Below are 14546 nucleotides of genomic sequence, written 5' to 3'. Positions count from 1 at the left end.
TGGGCAGCCTTGTCGAGGTCGGGCGCGGTTTCCAGGAGCCGGAATGGATCCGCGAAATCCTCACCGCCGCAGACCGCACGGCCTGCGGCCCGGTAGCGCCGAGCGGCGGGCTGTTTCTCGAACGCGTGGACTACCCTTAGCGCTTCGGCTCAATGATCAGGTATACGCTTTTTTGTCTCGCCGATGTTTACGGCTTCGTGCCAGTCGACGCCGTCGCTCCACCGGGTCGCGCCGGTTTCCAGAACACGCTCGGGCGTAACGTCGGCATCCGTGATGCCGCATGGCCGTGTCCTGCGGAATATAGCCCCAGTGCGGCGGATGGAAATGGCCCTCTTGGCGGACGCCTGGCGGGAAAGCGCATCTGCCGGCGCGCAGGTCATCATTCTCGTAGAGTAATTCGCACACCGCTTCGCCTTTCCAGCCGGCAGCAAACGCGCTCGGCAATGGCCCTGCCTTTACCGGCTGGCCCGTGCACTCGGCGAACGCCGCCAGCGCGGCTACTATCATGCTCAGTCGCATCTGCATCTTCCCATGTCTGCGTCTGGCCCGGCATTCCCGGACCTGTTGCGCGAGCGCCGTGCGGCCTGACGCGAAGGCAATCTTTGCGGCCCCGGGGTTCAGGGTTAGCCTCCCGGCCAAACGAACAGGGAGAGAGACCATGGCCATCGATTTCACGATTCCGGAAGATGCGAAGGAAGTGCGCGAGCGCGTGCGAACCTGGGTGCAGAACGAGTGCATCCCCGCCGAAAAGGAAATGGCAGGCGGCAAGCCTTACAAGACGGTGCTCAAGGAACTGCGCACGAAAGCCCGCAAGCAGGGCCTCTGGCTTCCCTTCTTCCCGGTCGAGCATGGCGGCATGGGCCTCGGCCCGCTCGCCAATGCGCTGGTACAGATGGAACTTGGCCACAGCCATCTCGGCGCGCTGTCGATGAATTCTCAGGGCCCGGACGATGCGACAATGCTGACGCTGCTCGCCCACGGCACGGATTTCCAGAAAGAGAAGTATCTCAAGCCGCTGATCAATGGCGAAAAACGTATCTGCTATTCGATGACTGAAAAAGCCGCTGGCGCGGATGCCACCGGCATGCAGACGACCGCGGTCAAGGACGGCAAGGGCAACTATGTCCTGAACGGTGAGAAATGGTTCTCCTCTGCCGCGACCGCCGCCGACATCGCCGTCGTGATGGCCAAGACCAATCCCGAGGCGCCGCGCCACCAGCAATACTCCACCTTCATCGTCGAACTGCCGAACCCCGGCTACCGCATCATCCGCGATATCCCGACGATGGCCGTGCATGGGCCTCACTATACCGAGATGGGCGGCGGACATGCCGAAGTGGCCATCGAAAACCTGATCGTTCCAGGGGAGAGCCTCCTCGGCGGGGAAGGGATGGGATTTGCGATGGGCCAGCACCGGCTTGCCTATGGTCGTCTGCGCCATGGCATGCACAATGTGGCGATGGCTCAGCGCGCCCTTGATCTGGCTACGGAGCATGTCACCAAGCGCACGACTTTCGGCAAGGGCCTCGAGGATCGCCAGGGTGTCCAGTTCATGCTCGCCGATTGCGCCAGCAAGATCTACATCGCGCGCCTGATGCTGATGCACATTGCCTACAAGGCTGAGAACGGCATGGACATCCGCCAGGAGAACGGCATCGCCAAGGTCTACCTCGCCAACATGGTGCATGATGTCGTCGACACCGCTATCCAGCTGCACGGCGCGCTCGGCTATTCGCTCGATACGCCGCTCGCCGCCTGGTACACGCACATCCGTTCCCAGCGCCTCGTCGACGGGCCGGACGAAGTGCACAAATGGATCACCGGCAAGAACGTCATCCGCGCCTTCAAGAAGGATGGCACCACCGCGGCAGCGGCCGGCGGCGACCTGCTCTAATCTTTCTTGTGCAGCAGGCTGCGAAAGATCGGCCACTGCCACATGACGAGCCCGGTCAGCGCAAGACCGGGGACGATCACGTACGGGGCGGCGTCCGCGAAGAACGGGTTCTCCACCAGCCGCGTGTAGACATAAGCGAACAGGATCATGCCGCCGGTGATGTGCAGCCAGCGCATGATTTCCGTGGTGAAACTTCCGCCCATGACCGGCCTCCCGGATACGCTTTGAATATGGCCCAGGGCGGGCGTTGCGGCGAGACCCGGCGTCAATCTGGACAGTCCCGCGCTCTGGGCCTGGCCTTTCGCCGATGCTCAAGCCCACCCTCTGCCTGCGCCGCCTGCCGCATCTCAGCCGCGAGGAATTCCAGCGCTATTGGCGCGAAACGCATGCCCGGCTCGCGGCGGCGCGGGCGAAGACGCCCGGCATCGTTAAGTATGAGCAGGTCCATGCTGGCTTCGACGCCCTGAATGCGGGCATCCGGTCTTCGCGCGGCGGCCCGGACGCCTATGATGGCATCGCCGAAATCTGGTTCGAGAGCGAGGCTTCCATGGCACACGCCGGCCAGAACCCTGGCCAGAACCCTGGCCAGAACCCTGGCCAGAACCCTGGCCAGAACCCCGGCCAGAACCCCGGCCAGAACCCCGGCCAGAACCCCGGCCAGAACCCCGGCGCTGGCGATGCCGCCCGGGAGCTGCTGGAGGACGAACGCAAGTTCATCGACCTTGAAAACTCGCCCCTCTGGTTCAACCGGGTGCACACGATTGTCGGCTAGTGCGGCCCTGTCCCCATAGGCGCGGCCTGCAAACCTGCTATCTTACAGGCCGATGACCTCCCCGCCCAAGCCCCCGCCCACGCTGCTGAACCAGACCATCCGGACCCCGGCCTCCCGCCGTCCCGGCAAATGGCGCATTGCCGACATCATCGACGGACGCGCCCTGCGAGTGAAGCTGACTGCCGCGGCGCTCGACAACATGAGCACGCCCCAGGCGGCCCGCAAACAGGCGCTGAACCTTTTGCACGGCGCCATCTTCCGGGGCCGACTGATCGCGCAGGAACGCCTGCAGCAGGGTGCTGACGGGCTGGACACCGCGCGCCTCCTCGCCGCCGTGCAGGATGAAGTGATCCACGCGCTCTATGATTTCACGGTCACCCATGTGCACCGCGCCTCCAACCCGACCGAGGCCGAGCGTCTCGCCATCGTCGCCACCGGCGGTTATGGCCGCGGCGTCATGGCGCCCTCCTCGGATACTGACCTTCTCTTCCTGCGCGCCTACAAGGCCAGTCCGCATACGGAGAGTGTGGTCGAATACATGCTCTATGCTCTCTGGGACATGGGCCTCAAGGTCGGCAATGCCTTCCGTGCGCCGATCGACTGCGTGAAGCTCGCGCAGGAAGACGTCACCATCAAGACAAGCATGCTGGACGCCCGCTTCATCTGCGGCGACCAGGCGCTGGCGGAAGAAATGATGGCGCTCTACCAGCGCGAATCTATCAAGGGCAAGGATGCCCAGTTCATCGCCGACAAGCTCGCCGAACGCGACGCGCGCCATGCCCGCACGGGTGATGCGCGCTATGTGGTCGAGCCGAACCTGAAGGAGGGGAAGGGCGGCTTGCGCGATCTGCAGACGCTCTACTGGATCGTCAAGCATATGTATGGCGGCACTTCGCTCGAGGAGGTGATGAAGGCCGGTCCGTTCACGGATCATGAATATGCGGTCTTCATCCGCGCCGCGCGCTTCCTCTGGACCGTGCGCTGCCATATCCATTTCGTCACCGGCCGCCCGGAAGACCGCCTCAGCTTCGACCTGCAGCCCGAGATCGCCGCCCGCATGGGCTACCGCGACCGCGAGGGGCAGCAGGGTGTCGAGCGGTTCATGAAGCGCTATTTCCTCGTCGCCAAGGACGTCGGCGGCCTCACGCGCATTCTCGCCGCCAAGCTGGAAGCCGACCACAAGAAGAAGCCCGAGGGCCTGCGCCGCTTCCTGCCAGTGCGCCCGCCCCAGCCGCTGCCCGAGCCCGGCTTCATGGTGGATACGGGCCGCATCAGCACGGCTTCGGACGAAGTGATGGAATCCGATCCTCTCAACATGATCCGCCTCTTCACCATCGCCCGGCGCGAGCAGAAGGACATCCACCCCACCGCCCTCACGGCGCTGACACGCAATTTGCGCGGCCTTACGCAGACCGTGCGCGAAATGCCGGAAGCGCGTGCGCTGATCCTCGACGCCATCCTTGGCGGCAAGGAGCCCGGCCCGACGCTGCGCCGGATGAACGATGCCGGCGTGCTGGGCCGCGCGATCCCGGAGTTTGGCTCCATCGTCGCGCAAACGCAGTTCAACATGTATCATCATTACACGGTCGATGAGCACACACTGCGCGCCGTAGAAACGATTGCGGACCTCGAGCATGGGCGCGGCAATGTTGCCCCGCTCGCCCACGAACTTTTCAGCGTCATCGAAAACCGGCGCGGTTTATATCTCGCCATGCTGCTGCACGATACCGGCAAGGGGAAGGGCGACCAGCAGGAAGCCGGAATGCGCACCTCGCGCAGGGCCTGTGAACGCCTCGGCCTGCCGGGCGAGGAAACAGATCTCGTCGTCTGGCTCGTCGGTCACCACCTGGAAATGAGCGAGACCGCACAGAAGCGCGACATCACAGACCCGCGCACGGTTGCCACCTTCGCCCGGCTCGTTGGCTCGCTGGAGCGGTTGCGGCTGCTCTATATTCTTACGGTTGCCGACATCAAGGCCGTCGGCCCCGCCGTCTGGAATGCCTGGAAGGGCCAGCTGCTCGCCGACCTCTATCACAATACCGCCGCCGCCCTGCGCGGCGGTCGCACGGACGAGGCCGGGGTGCAGGGCGAGCTTGAGCGGCGCGCTGAAGACCGCCGCGCCGTAATAATTGACCGGCTCGGCTCGCTGCCGCCCCTGCTGCTCGAACTCGAGACCGCCTACTGGACCGGGTTCGACGAAGGCGACATCGCCTGGCATGCAGGCGCGCTCGCCAAGGGCGGCGATGTCGTCACGACGCGCATGGCGCCGGAAGGCGGCGCGGTGGCGCTGCTCGTCTCCGGCAAGGACCGCACGGGCCTGTTCGCCGACCTCGCCGGCACGCTCGCGCGCCTCGGCGCCAACATCGTTGCCGCGCAGGTCTTCACCTCGCGGGGCGGGCGCATCGTGGACGTGTTCATGCTTCAGGACATCCGCGGCCTCGCCTTTGGCGCGGACGATCCGCACCGTCTCACCGCGCTGGAAAAGGCGATCAAAGCTGCGCTGGACGCAAAGCCCGCAACAGGCGGCTTCAAATCCCGTACCGGCCGCCGCGAAGCCGCCTTCCTCGTCCAGCCCTCGGTGCAGATCCATGACGATATCTCGGCGGACTACACCGTGGTGGATATCGCCGCCCGCGACAGGCCCGGGCTGCTGCATGAAGTCGCCGAAGTGCTGACCGAAATGAAGCTGTCGATCCACTCCGCCCATGTCGGTTCGTATGGTGAGCGCGTGTTCGACGCTTTCTATGTCCGGTCCGAGACCACCGCTGCCGGCCATCTCCCGAAAGCCCGCAAAGAGGCCCTGAAAGACCGTCTTATGGCCGTCTTGTCGCGCGAAGAACCGGACGGCCCGCAAACCCCTGCCCGCAGGCTCCGGCGCTCACGGGCCGTGGACAGCTTCTGAGAATTCAGGAAAAGCGGACGACATGAGCCTGGTTCGCAACACCGCCGTACAGGCGTCCCTGACCTTCGCCAGCCGGATCCTCGGCTTTGCGCGGGACATCATCCTCGCCGCCAAGATCGGGGCGGGGCCGGTGGGTGATGCCTGGGCCACCGCCCAACAGTTCCCCAACCTCTTCCGCCGCATCTTCGCCGAAGGCGCCTTCGCCTCGGCCTTCGTGCCGACCTATGCCCGCACGCTGGAGGCCGAGGGGCCCGAAGCCGCCCGCGCCGTCGCCGAGGATGCGCTGAAGGTCCTGTTCGCCGCCACGGCCGCGCTGACCATCCTTGCGCAGATTTTCATGCCCTGGGTGCTTCTGGTCATCCATGGCGGGCAGGCCGGCGACACGGAGAACTACACTCTCGCCGTGCTGCTGACCCGCATCACCATGCCCTACCTCACCTTCATGGCCATCGCGGCGCTGTTCTCAGGGGTGCTGAACTCCCTGAACCGGTTTGCCCTGTCAGCCGGGGCACCGACGCTCCTGAACCTCTGCCTCATCCCGGCGGGTCTTCTCGGCACGACCCCCGAAGTGACGACCCTCTTCGCCGCCGTCGCTTTCTTCATTGCCGGCGTCCTGCAGGCGGGCGCCCTCTGGTGGGGCGTCTCGCACCAGAAAGTGAAGCTCAGCCTGATCGGCTGGCCGCGCCTGACGCCGGCCGTGAAGAAGGTGCTGATGCTCGCTGTGCCCGGAACAATCGCGGCCTCCGGCACGCAGATCAACATCATTGTCAGCCAGTCGCTCGCGAGCTTCGAGGTCGGCGCCAAGAGCTGGCTCTATGCTGCCGACCGGCTCTACCAGCTTCCCCTCGGCCTTGTCGGCGTCGCGGTTGGCGTCGCCATCCTGCCGCGCCTGAGCCGCGCCGCGCGGGCAGGGGACACCGAAGCAGGCGCGCGCACCATGGACGAAGGCCTGGGCCTCGCTATGGCGCTCACCTTTCCCGCCGCCGCAGGCCTGATGGTTGCGCCGGTTTACCTGATCGACGCCTTCTTCGTCCGCGGCGCCTTCCTGGCGTCGGACGCGGCCGCCGCCGGCGCGGCCCTCTTCCACTTCGCCTGGGGGGTGCCCGCCTTCGTCCTGATCAAGGTGCTCGCCCCGCCCTTCTTCGCGCGCGAGGACACCAAAACGCCGATGCGCTTCGCCCTCGTCTCGGTCGTGGTCAACACGCTGCTCGGCGCGGGGCTTTTCTTCTGGCTGAAACAGTCCGGCCAGGACGGCTTCCCCGGCCTCGCCATCGCCACCAGCACGGCGGCCTGGGTGAACGCCCTTCTGCTCTGGATCACGCTGGCCCGGCGCGGCTGGTACAAGCCCGGGCCGAAGCTTGCGGGCGGCCTGATCCGCGCGGCGCTGGCCACTGCGATCCTCTCTGCCGGCATCTGGCTTATGCTCTGGCAGCAGCCCGCCATCATCGAAGTCGTGGGCGGCTCCCATGCGCTGGCCGCCGCCGCCACGGTCACTGCCGCCGCCGTCATCTACGCCCTTGCGGCCCTGATCACCGGCGCCCTCCGGATCCGCGACCTCCGGCAGGCTTTGCGGCGCTGATCAAACAGGCTAAACGCCGCGGACCATGACCGACACGACCTGCGCCTATACTGGCCCGAAACGCGTATTCTCCGGCATTCAGCCGACGGGAAACCTCCACCTTGGCAACTATCTCGGCGCCCTGAAGAAGTTCGCCGACCTTCAGGCCGAGGGGCATGACTGTATCTTCTGCGTCGTCGACCTGCATGCCATCACCATGCCCGTCGAGCGCGGCGCTCTGATCGACCAGACCCGCCAGATCGCCGCCGCCTTCATGGCCGCCGGCGTGGACCCGGCCAAGTCCGTGATCTTCGCCCAGTCCTCGGTGCTCGCGCATGTCGAGCTGGCCTGGATCTTCAATTGCGTCGCCCGCATGGGCTGGGTCGAGCGGATGACCCAGTTCAAGGACAAGGCCGGCAAGGATGCCGAGCGCGCCTCCGTCGGCCTCTTCACTTATCCGGTGCTGCAGGCCGCCGACATCCTCGCCTACAAGGCGACGCATGTGCCCGTTGGCGAGGACCAGAAACAGCACCTTGAACTCAGCCGCGACATCGCTGACCGGTTCAACCGAGAATACGGCGTACCCGGATTTTTCCCGCTGCCAGAGCCGATGATCAAAGGGCCCGGCGCGCGAATCATGTCGCTTAAGGACGGCACGAAGAAGATGTCGAAGTCAGACCCGTCGGACCTGTCGCGCATCACGCTGGTCGACGATGCCGACGCGATCTCGAAGAAGATCAGGAAGGCCACCACCGATGCCGGCGTCATCCCGGCCACGGCCGGGGAACTGAAAGGCCGCCCCGAAGTCGAAAACCTCGTGGGCATTTATGCCGCGCTCTCCGGGCGCACGGTCGAGCGTGTGCTGGCCGAGTTCGAAGGCAAGGGTTTCGGCGTCTTCAAGCCGGCGCTCGCCGATGTTACGGTCGCCCACATGGCCCCGATCACCGCGCGTTTCCGCGAGATCCTCGCTGATCCCGCGGGTATCGACCGTGTGCTGGCAGACGGCGCCGAACGTGCCAATGGGGTCGCTGCGCCGATCATGGACGAGGTCCGCCGTGTCGTCGGTTTCTGGCGCCCCTGAAGCGCCTGCGACCGCTGGACCGGTTGCCACCCCCGCAGACACACGCCATCTTGCGGCAAAGCCAATGGAGGACGACGCCGTGCGCCTGCTGACCAGACTGATCCTGCCTGCCGCCCTGATCCTTGGTGCCTGCGGCGCGCCTGCCACCGGAACGCCCGCCCGCAGCGATACCGTCATCGCAGTGCGCGATGCCTTCATCGTCCAGCCGCCCGAAGGCCGTGACATGACCGGCGGCGGTCTGCACGTCAGCGTCACCGGCGCCCCGGTCACCCTGATCCGCGCCAGCACCGGGATCGCCGGCGCAGTCGAGCTGCACACCATGTCGATGGAAGATGACATGATGAAGATGCGCAAGGTTGAGAGCTTCCCGGTCGCCCCGGACGCGCCCCTCGTGCTGGAGCGCGGCGGCAATCACCTGATGCTCTTCGGGGTCGAACCTCTCCAGGTCGGCGACCTGGTGGACGTGACACTGACGTTCACAGACGAATCAGGCAGAGAACAGGACATCGTCACCCAGGCGGAGGTCGTTCCCCCGGCTGGTTAATGCTGTTTCTGAAGGCAATGCAGGCGGTTATCTGAAATTTCATGCTGTCGCGCCCTGTTATTGCCATCCTGATGACCTCATAGTCGCGTCAGATGACATCTACCCGGCCACCCGCTCAGGACAGGCGTAAACCCATGCCCTCACGCTCTGCTGGCGCGAAGCTTCCCAAACCCTATGAGGAAGACCTTCGCGCCAAGCCGCGGCCTGCGCCGATTGCGCCGGAACATTTCATTTCTCTGGAGAATGCTCAGCCGAGCCCGATCATGCTCGGCGCCCAGAAAACCTGGAAGCGGATCGTCGGCCTGTTCAAGCTCAGCATGATCGTTGCCGTGATTGGCGCCTATCCGGCCGCCGTGGTGATCTCCAGCCATATCGACGACAGCCCGGTCGTTTTCCCGCCGAATGAAAGCTGGTCCGTGTCCGGAGTAGGCGTTGCGATCCACAAGGTCGCACGCGAGCTTGCCGGGGCAGGCTGGGCGTCGGACCGGGACAGCTGGCACCCGCAGGCCCGCCTCACGGCCCTGCCCGCCTGGCAGGAAGCTACTGCCGCCGGCCTGTCCGAACATGTGAAGCTGCTCTCCGAAGTCGCGGCCAATTCCGATGGCCCGGACGGCGACCTTGCCGCCGCCTCCCGCCTCCTGATGGAAGTGCCCGGCGAAGACATGCGCCCGCGCATTACCGCTGCCGCCGAAGCGCTCAACCGGTTCGACACCCGCGCCTCGCGCGGTCTGGCCCTGCGCCCTGCGCCGGAAGAGACCCTGCCGCTCGAGATGGCGCTGTTTGCCGGTTGGGCTGGCCAAGACGTTGCCGCCCTGTCTGACCGGATCAATGCCGAGCAGACCGCCTGGCTGGCCAGCAAGGAAGACATCACGGCTTTCTACACTGCCAAGGCCCATGCCCACCTGGCACATGAACTTATCGTCGCTGGCAAGGCCCGCGCTTATGGCCTCACCGGCGATACAGAACTCGCCGCCCTGCTCGGCCGCGCCGAATCCGCCTGGGAGCGCGCGGCAGACATGAAGCCGGTCTTCGTGTCGAACCAGAACGGCTCGGCCGCCCTGCTGCCCAACCACCTCGCCAGCATGGCGTTCTATCTCGTCGAGGCGGAAAAGGCGTCGGCCGAGCTTGCGGCCCGTCTCGCTCCGCCGCCTGCCGCCGTGGAAGACGTTGCAGCTGCCCCCGAAGCCGCAGGCCCGGTCGCCCCCGAAACTGCTATCCCTTGAACTGGCGCGCCTTGTAGGCCATCTCTGGCCTCAGACAGCGAGGCGCCATGTTCATCCAGACTGAAGCGACACCGAACCCCGATACCGTGAAATTCCTGCCCGGATTGCCGGTTGCGGGCTTTCATGGTCCATTCGACTATCCGGACGCTGCCAGCGCCAAGGCGAGCCTGCTCGCCGGCGCCCTGTTCCAGGTCGACGGGGTGGAGCGCGTCTTCCTCGGCGCCGATTTCGTCTCGATCACCAAAGCCGCCCCCAAAGACTGGAAACACGTCAAGCCGATGGTGCTCGCCGCCATCATGGACCATTACATGGCCGGCCTGCCGGTTGTCGATGAAAGCGGCCTCGCCGCCGGAGACCCTGACGAGCCTGTCTATGAAGGCGAAACCGCCGAGATCGTTGCCGAGATCAAGGAACTGATTGAAACGCGCGTCCGGCCCGCCGTGGCGCAGGATGGCGGCGACATCACCTTCCGCAGCTTCGATGCCGAAACCGGCGTCGTCCATCTCAACATGCGCGGCGCCTGCGCCGGTTGCCCGTCCTCCACGATGACGCTGAAATCCGGTATCGAGAACATGCTGCGCACCTATGTGCCGGAAGTCACTGCGGTCGAGGCCGTACTCTGATCTTCCCTCCCCGGACACGCCCATCACACACTTCATAAGGACCACGCCATGGCCCATCCTGTAAACGACCATGCCCTCGATGTGATCTTTCGCTATGCGCGCAGCCAGAACGGCTTCCTTGGCAAGGACGTTCCGGAAATCCTCGTCCGCGCCGTCTACGATCTCACCAAGATGGGCCCGACCAGCGCGAACTGCTCGCCCGCCCGTTTCGTCTTCGTCCACACGCCCGCCGGCAAGCAGCGCCTGCTGGCGCTGATGAGCGAAGGCAACCGTGCGAAAACCGAAGCCGCACCCTGGACTGTCATTATCGCCCACGACCTCGCCTTTCAGGAAAAGATCCCTAAGCTCTTCCCGCACGCGCCCGGCGCGAAGGACTGGTTCAACAACAACCGCGACGAGACTGCCTTCCGGAACGCTGCGCTGCAGGGTGCCTACCTGATGATCGCGGCCCGCGCCATCGGCCTCGATTGCGGCCCGATGAGCGGCTTTGACATGGCCGGGGTCAACCGCGAGTTCTTCGACACGGGCGAAGGCGAGATGAAGCATTGGCGCGCCAACTTCATCTGCAATATCGGTTACGGCGACAAGACCAAGATCTTCGACCGCAGCCCGCGCCTCGAGTTTGACGAGGCGTGCCGCATCCTTTAACCGCCAGCGATGCTCACGCTTGGCCTCAACACCGCCTTCAGCACGATGGAGGCCGCCCTCGTACGGGACGGCGAAATCGTGTCTGACCTGCGCGAGGCGATGCCGCGCGGCCAGGAACGCCGCCTGCCGGGCCTCGTCGCCGAGCTGCTGGCTGAAGCCGGTTTCACGCTGCAAGACCTAACCCGCATCGGCGTCGTCACCGGCCCCGGCAGCTTCACCGGCCTGCGCATCGGCGTCGCCTATGCGCGCGGCCTCTCCCTCGTGACCGGCGCAAAAGCCATCGGCATAACCAGCCTCGAAGCCGCTATCCCGGCCGGGCTCGAAGGCCCCGCCCTCGGCTGCCTCGCCGCCCAGCGCCGCCCGCCAGACCAGACCTGGTGGCTGCAGGGCATCTTCGAAGGGGAGGGGATCGCCCAAGTCATCGAAGTTGCGCTCATGGACTTGTCGCCCATGCTCACCGGCTTCAGCGCCCCCGTGTTCATGGACGGCGCAGGCGCCCTCGGCGACCTGGCGGCGAAGCTCGACCTGCGCCCCATGCAGCCCAGCGCCGTCACCGCCGCCCTGAAAGCATCCGTTTTCGATCCCGGAAGACATCCGCCCGCTCCGGTCTATGCCCGTGCACCGGATGCTGCGCTGGCGTCGCCGAAGCCTTAGGCCCCCCGCGCCAGCCAAGGCTCCAGATCATCCTGCTGAGCAATCAGCGCCAGCCCGTGCGCGATCGATACGAACTGGTCGCCCGTCTCGATTTTTTCGCCGCCAAAGCGGGCCTCGAAGCTTTCGCGCAGCGCCGGCACATAGGAGCTGCCCCCGGTCAGGAATACGCGGTCGACGCCCGCCTCACGCAGGTTCGCGCGGCTCAAGGCTTCGTCCACGCAGGACTGGACCGCGCGCACATCGTCCCCGATCCAGCCATCGAACTCAGTGCGCGTGATCGTGCGGTCGAGGTTCAGCCTGCCCGCCTCCAGAAGGAACCGCCCCGCCGCGCCTTGCGACAGCTGCATCTTCACCTGCGCCACCGCGCGGTAAAGAATATAACTTGCGTCGGCGTCCAGGAAGCTGATGAACGCCGCGATCAGGTCCGGCTGGTCGGACACGTGCCGCAGTTTCACGAGGTCCGCATAATCCTTTGTGTGCCGCATGATCGACAACTGGTTCCACTGCGCAAACCGGCTGTAATAGGACAGCGGAACGGGAAGCGACTTGTCCCCGCTCCGGAACGTGCTGCCCTTGCCGAACAGCGGCGCAACGACATGCTCGATGATCTTCTGGTCGAACGCATCGCCGGCAATGCCGATGCCTGAATGGGACAGTGCCTCGGCGCGCAGCCGCACGCCGCCCGGATCAAACCGGATGATCGAGAAGTCGCTCGTGCCGCCGCCGAAATCCGCCACCAGGATCGTCGCTGGCGCCGTCAGGCGCTGCGCGTAGAAAAAGGCCGCCGCCACCGGCTCGTAGACATGATGGATCGTCTCGAAGCCGAGCCGCTTCAGCGCCGTCTCGTAGCGCGTCCGCGCCAACGCCTCGTCCGGCTGCGCGCCCGCAAACCGCACCGGCCGCCCCATCACCACCTGGCGAGGCCAGCGCGCACCTGCGCGTTCCGACAGCCGCCGCAGATAGGCCGACAGGAGGTCCTCGAAATACCAGGCCTTGTTGTGGATCGTCGTTGACTGGAAGAAGGGGCTCGCCGCAAAGGTCTTGAACGACTGGATGAAGCGGCAATCCCCGCCGAGCTCCAGGAACTGGTCGATTGCCCAGGGGCCGATCTCCATCATCGCGCGCGGGCTCGCCCCGTCCTCGTCCTTCCAGAAGCACAGGACTGAACGGCAGGCCTCGAAACGCTCGCCCTCATGGCTGAAGCGCATCGCCGCCGTTGTGCCATCTGGCCGCGCCAGCGAGGCGACGCTGTTGGTTGTGCCGAAGTCGAGGCCAAGCGTGGAAGGGGCCTGGGTCATCAGGGGCTCTTGCGGCGGAGGACAGGGCAGGCGAACTAGCAGGCGGAGCCGGGGCGGAGCAACCCCGCCAGACGCAGGAAGCCGATGACCGACACCTTGCGCGCCCTGACAAATGGCGATGCGCCCGCCGCCGCCGCGCTGCATGCGGCAAGTTTCGCGGATGCCTGGAGCGAGGCTTCCGTCGCCGGGCTGATTGCGCAGGCCAATGTCCTCGCCCTTGGTATCGAGGGCGCGGGCGGCCTGATTGCTTTCGCGTTGTTCCAGTCTGCCGCGGGGGACACCGAACTCCTGACAATTGCCACTAGTCCCGTCCGCCGCGGCGAAGGCCATGCCCGCCGCCTGATCGAAGCGGCCCTCGCCCCGCTCGCTGCCGCCGGCAACACGCGCCTCCTGCTCGACGTCGCCGAAGACAACACCCCCGCCCGCGCCCTTTATGCCTGCATCGGCTTCACGCGGGATGGCCGCCGCAAGGGCTATTACACGGCGGGCCGCGGTGTGCCGGTCGATGCCTTGCTGATGTCACGTCCTCTCGCCGGGTAGCCGCGCGCGCAGGCCGGGCTATAATCCCGCGCACCGAGGGAGACCCACATGGCCGATACCGAGCAGAAAACCGAAATCCCGCAGGAAGTCTTCAGACTCTACGACGCCTACTGCCACGGCGATCTCTCCCGCCGCGCCTTCTTCTCGAAACTCAGCACCTACGCGGTCGGCGGCCTCACCGTCTCGATGCTCGCCGCCTGCGTGATGCCGGATTATGGCCGCGCGCAGACCGCCGAAGGCGAAACGGACCTGATCGAGGAAACCGTCACCTACCCATCCCCGAACGGGGCGGGGGAGATGTCCGGCTATCTCGTCCGCCCGGCGAAGGCCAGGGGCAAGCTCGCGGGCATTGTCGTTGTCCATGAAAACCGCGGCCTCAATCTGCACATCCGCGATGTCACGCGGCGCGCCGCCAGGGCGGGCTATGCCGCCTTCGGCCCGGACGCGCTCTATCCGCTCGGAGGCTATCCCGGCAATGATGACGCCGGACGCGAACTGCAGGCCAGGCGCAACAATGCCGAAATGTTCGCCGACTTCACGGCCGCCGCCGAATTCCTGCGCGACCACGAGGCAACCAATGGCAAGATCGCCTGCACCGGTTTCTGCTTCGGCGGCGCCATTACCAACCTGATGGCCGTCCGCCAGCCCTGGCTGAAAGCCTGCGTGCCCTACTATGGCGGATGGCCCGCGGCGGAAGACGCCGCGAAGGTCGCGGTGCCCTTACAGATCCACCTCGCCGGAAATGACACCCGCGTGAACGATGGCTGGCCGCCCTACAAGGCCGCGCTCGATGCCGCGGGCAAGGCCTA

14 protein-coding genes and 1 pseudogene are annotated in these 14546 nt (G+C 65.8%); 13 read left to right on the top strand and 2 right to left on the bottom strand.

Annotation, left to right across the window (positions count from 1 at the left end):
* Together WEA77_RS12280 and WEA77_RS12275 are read left to right on the top strand one after the other, a co-directional pair.
* A pseudogene (locus tag WEA77_RS12280) lies at positions 1 to 140 on the top strand (tRNA pseudouridine(38-40) synthase TruA); the annotation flags it as partial.
* A gap of 518 nt (positions 141 to 658) precedes the next feature.
* Positions 659 to 1894, top strand: coding sequence for an acyl-CoA dehydrogenase family protein (locus tag WEA77_RS12275; RefSeq protein WP_368068173.1), 1236 nt, complete (start codon positions 659 to 661; stop codon positions 1892 to 1894).
* On the opposite strand, the gene WEA77_RS12270 is transcribed toward WEA77_RS12275, so the two are convergent.
* Entirely contained in the window at positions 1891 to 2097 is a 207-nt protein-coding gene (locus tag WEA77_RS12270; protein ID WP_368068172.1) for a hypothetical protein, read from the bottom strand. The two genes, WEA77_RS12275 and WEA77_RS12270, sit on opposite strands and share 4 nt — an antisense overlap.
* Positions 2098 to 2201: 104 nt before the next feature.
* Between WEA77_RS12270 and WEA77_RS12265 the strand changes: the two genes are divergently transcribed.
* From WEA77_RS12265 to tsaB, 9 genes are all read left to right on the top strand, one after another.
* Positions 2202 to 2666, top strand: coding sequence for an EthD domain-containing protein (locus WEA77_RS12265; RefSeq protein WP_368068171.1), 465 nt, complete (start codon positions 2202 to 2204; stop codon positions 2664 to 2666).
* Between the two features lie 52 nt (positions 2667 to 2718).
* Positions 2719 to 5568, top strand: a complete 2850-nt coding sequence (locus WEA77_RS12260) for a [protein-PII] uridylyltransferase (RefSeq protein ID WP_368068170.1) — start codon at positions 2719 to 2721, stop codon at positions 5566 to 5568.
* 22 nt (positions 5569 to 5590) lie between these two features.
* Positions 5591 to 7147, top strand: a complete 1557-nt coding sequence (gene murJ, locus WEA77_RS12255) for a murein biosynthesis integral membrane protein MurJ (RefSeq protein WP_368068169.1) — start codon at positions 5591 to 5593, stop codon at positions 7145 to 7147.
* Positions 7148 to 7172: 25 nt separating this feature from the next.
* Complete coding sequence (gene trpS / locus WEA77_RS12250; protein WP_368068168.1) at positions 7173 to 8207, top strand: tryptophan--tRNA ligase; 1035 nt, start codon at positions 7173 to 7175, stop codon at positions 8205 to 8207.
* Between the two features lie 64 nt (positions 8208 to 8271).
* Positions 8272 to 8751, top strand: coding sequence for a copper chaperone PCu(A)C (locus tag WEA77_RS12245; protein WP_368068167.1), 480 nt, complete (start codon positions 8272 to 8274; stop codon positions 8749 to 8751).
* 134 nt (positions 8752 to 8885) lie between these two features.
* Positions 8886 to 9974, top strand: coding sequence for a hypothetical protein (locus tag WEA77_RS12240; protein WP_368068166.1), 1089 nt, complete (start codon positions 8886 to 8888; stop codon positions 9972 to 9974).
* Between the two features lie 47 nt (positions 9975 to 10021).
* Entirely contained in the window at positions 10022 to 10597 is a 576-nt protein-coding gene (locus WEA77_RS12235) for a NifU family protein (RefSeq protein ID WP_368068165.1), read from the top strand.
* 48 nt (positions 10598 to 10645) lie between these two features.
* A complete protein-coding gene (locus WEA77_RS12230; protein WP_368068164.1) occupies positions 10646 to 11245 on the top strand; it encodes a malonic semialdehyde reductase in 600 nt (199 codons plus the stop codon).
* Positions 11246 to 11254: 9 nt separating this feature from the next.
* The gene (tsaB, locus tag WEA77_RS12225; protein WP_368068163.1) at positions 11255 to 11899 is read left to right on the top strand and encodes a tRNA (adenosine(37)-N6)-threonylcarbamoyltransferase complex dimerization subunit type 1 TsaB; all 645 of its coding nucleotides are present in this window, start codon (positions 11255 to 11257) and stop codon (positions 11897 to 11899) included.
* Here the strand turns inward: tsaB and WEA77_RS12220 are convergent.
* Positions 11896 to 13197 (bottom strand): Hsp70 family protein, encoded by a 1302-nt coding sequence (locus WEA77_RS12220; protein WP_368068162.1) that lies wholly within the window; start codon positions 13195 to 13197, stop codon positions 11896 to 11898. The two genes, tsaB and WEA77_RS12220, sit on opposite strands and share 4 nt — an antisense overlap.
* A gap of 84 nt (positions 13198 to 13281) precedes the next feature.
* Between WEA77_RS12220 and WEA77_RS12215 the strand changes: the two genes are divergently transcribed.
* Positions 13282 to 13737, top strand: a complete 456-nt coding sequence (locus tag WEA77_RS12215; RefSeq protein ID WP_368068161.1) for a GNAT family N-acetyltransferase — start codon at positions 13282 to 13284, stop codon at positions 13735 to 13737.
* 48 nt (positions 13738 to 13785) lie between these two features.
* A partial coding sequence (locus WEA77_RS12210) for a dienelactone hydrolase family protein (RefSeq protein WP_368068160.1) occupies positions 13786 to 14546 on the top strand: 761 nt, incomplete at its 3' end.

This window comes from Hyphomonas sp., from assembly GCF_040882205.1.
In the GTDB taxonomy this organism is placed as follows: domain Bacteria; phylum Pseudomonadota; class Alphaproteobacteria; order Caulobacterales; family Hyphomonadaceae; genus Hyphomonas.
This window is presented reverse-complemented; position numbering and strand designations above follow the sequence as displayed.

Excerpts from the sequence above, each read along its gene's own strand:
- tsaB (WP_368068163.1), top strand. The coding sequence starts at position 11,255 with ATGCTCACGCTTGGCCTCAACACCGCCTTCAGCACGATGGAGGCCGCC.
- WEA77_RS12220 (WP_368068162.1), bottom strand. The coding sequence starts at position 13,197 with ATGACCCAGGCCCCTTCCACGCTTGGCCTCGACTTCGGCACAACCAAC.
- WEA77_RS12215 (WP_368068161.1), top strand. The coding sequence starts at position 13,282 with ATGACCGACACCTTGCGCGCCCTGACAAATGGCGATGCGCCCGCCGCC.
- WEA77_RS12240 (WP_368068166.1), top strand. The coding sequence starts at position 8,886 with ATGCCCTCACGCTCTGCTGGCGCGAAGCTTCCCAAACCCTATGAGGAA.
- WEA77_RS12275 (WP_368068173.1), top strand. The coding sequence starts at position 659 with ATGGCCATCGATTTCACGATTCCGGAAGATGCGAAGGAAGTGCGCGAG.
- WEA77_RS12260 (WP_368068170.1), top strand. The coding sequence starts at position 2,719 with ATGACCTCCCCGCCCAAGCCCCCGCCCACGCTGCTGAACCAGACCATC.
- murJ (WP_368068169.1), top strand. The coding sequence starts at position 5,591 with ATGAGCCTGGTTCGCAACACCGCCGTACAGGCGTCCCTGACCTTCGCC.
- WEA77_RS12235 (WP_368068165.1), top strand. The coding sequence starts at position 10,022 with ATGTTCATCCAGACTGAAGCGACACCGAACCCCGATACCGTGAAATTC.
- WEA77_RS12265 (WP_368068171.1), top strand. The coding sequence starts at position 2,202 with ATGCTCAAGCCCACCCTCTGCCTGCGCCGCCTGCCGCATCTCAGCCGC.
- WEA77_RS12270 (WP_368068172.1), bottom strand. The coding sequence starts at position 2,097 with ATGGGCGGAAGTTTCACCACGGAAATCATGCGCTGGCTGCACATCACC.
- trpS (WP_368068168.1), top strand. The coding sequence starts at position 7,173 with ATGACCGACACGACCTGCGCCTATACTGGCCCGAAACGCGTATTCTCC.
- WEA77_RS12245 (WP_368068167.1), top strand. The coding sequence starts at position 8,272 with ATGGAGGACGACGCCGTGCGCCTGCTGACCAGACTGATCCTGCCTGCC.
- WEA77_RS12230 (WP_368068164.1), top strand. The coding sequence starts at position 10,646 with ATGGCCCATCCTGTAAACGACCATGCCCTCGATGTGATCTTTCGCTAT.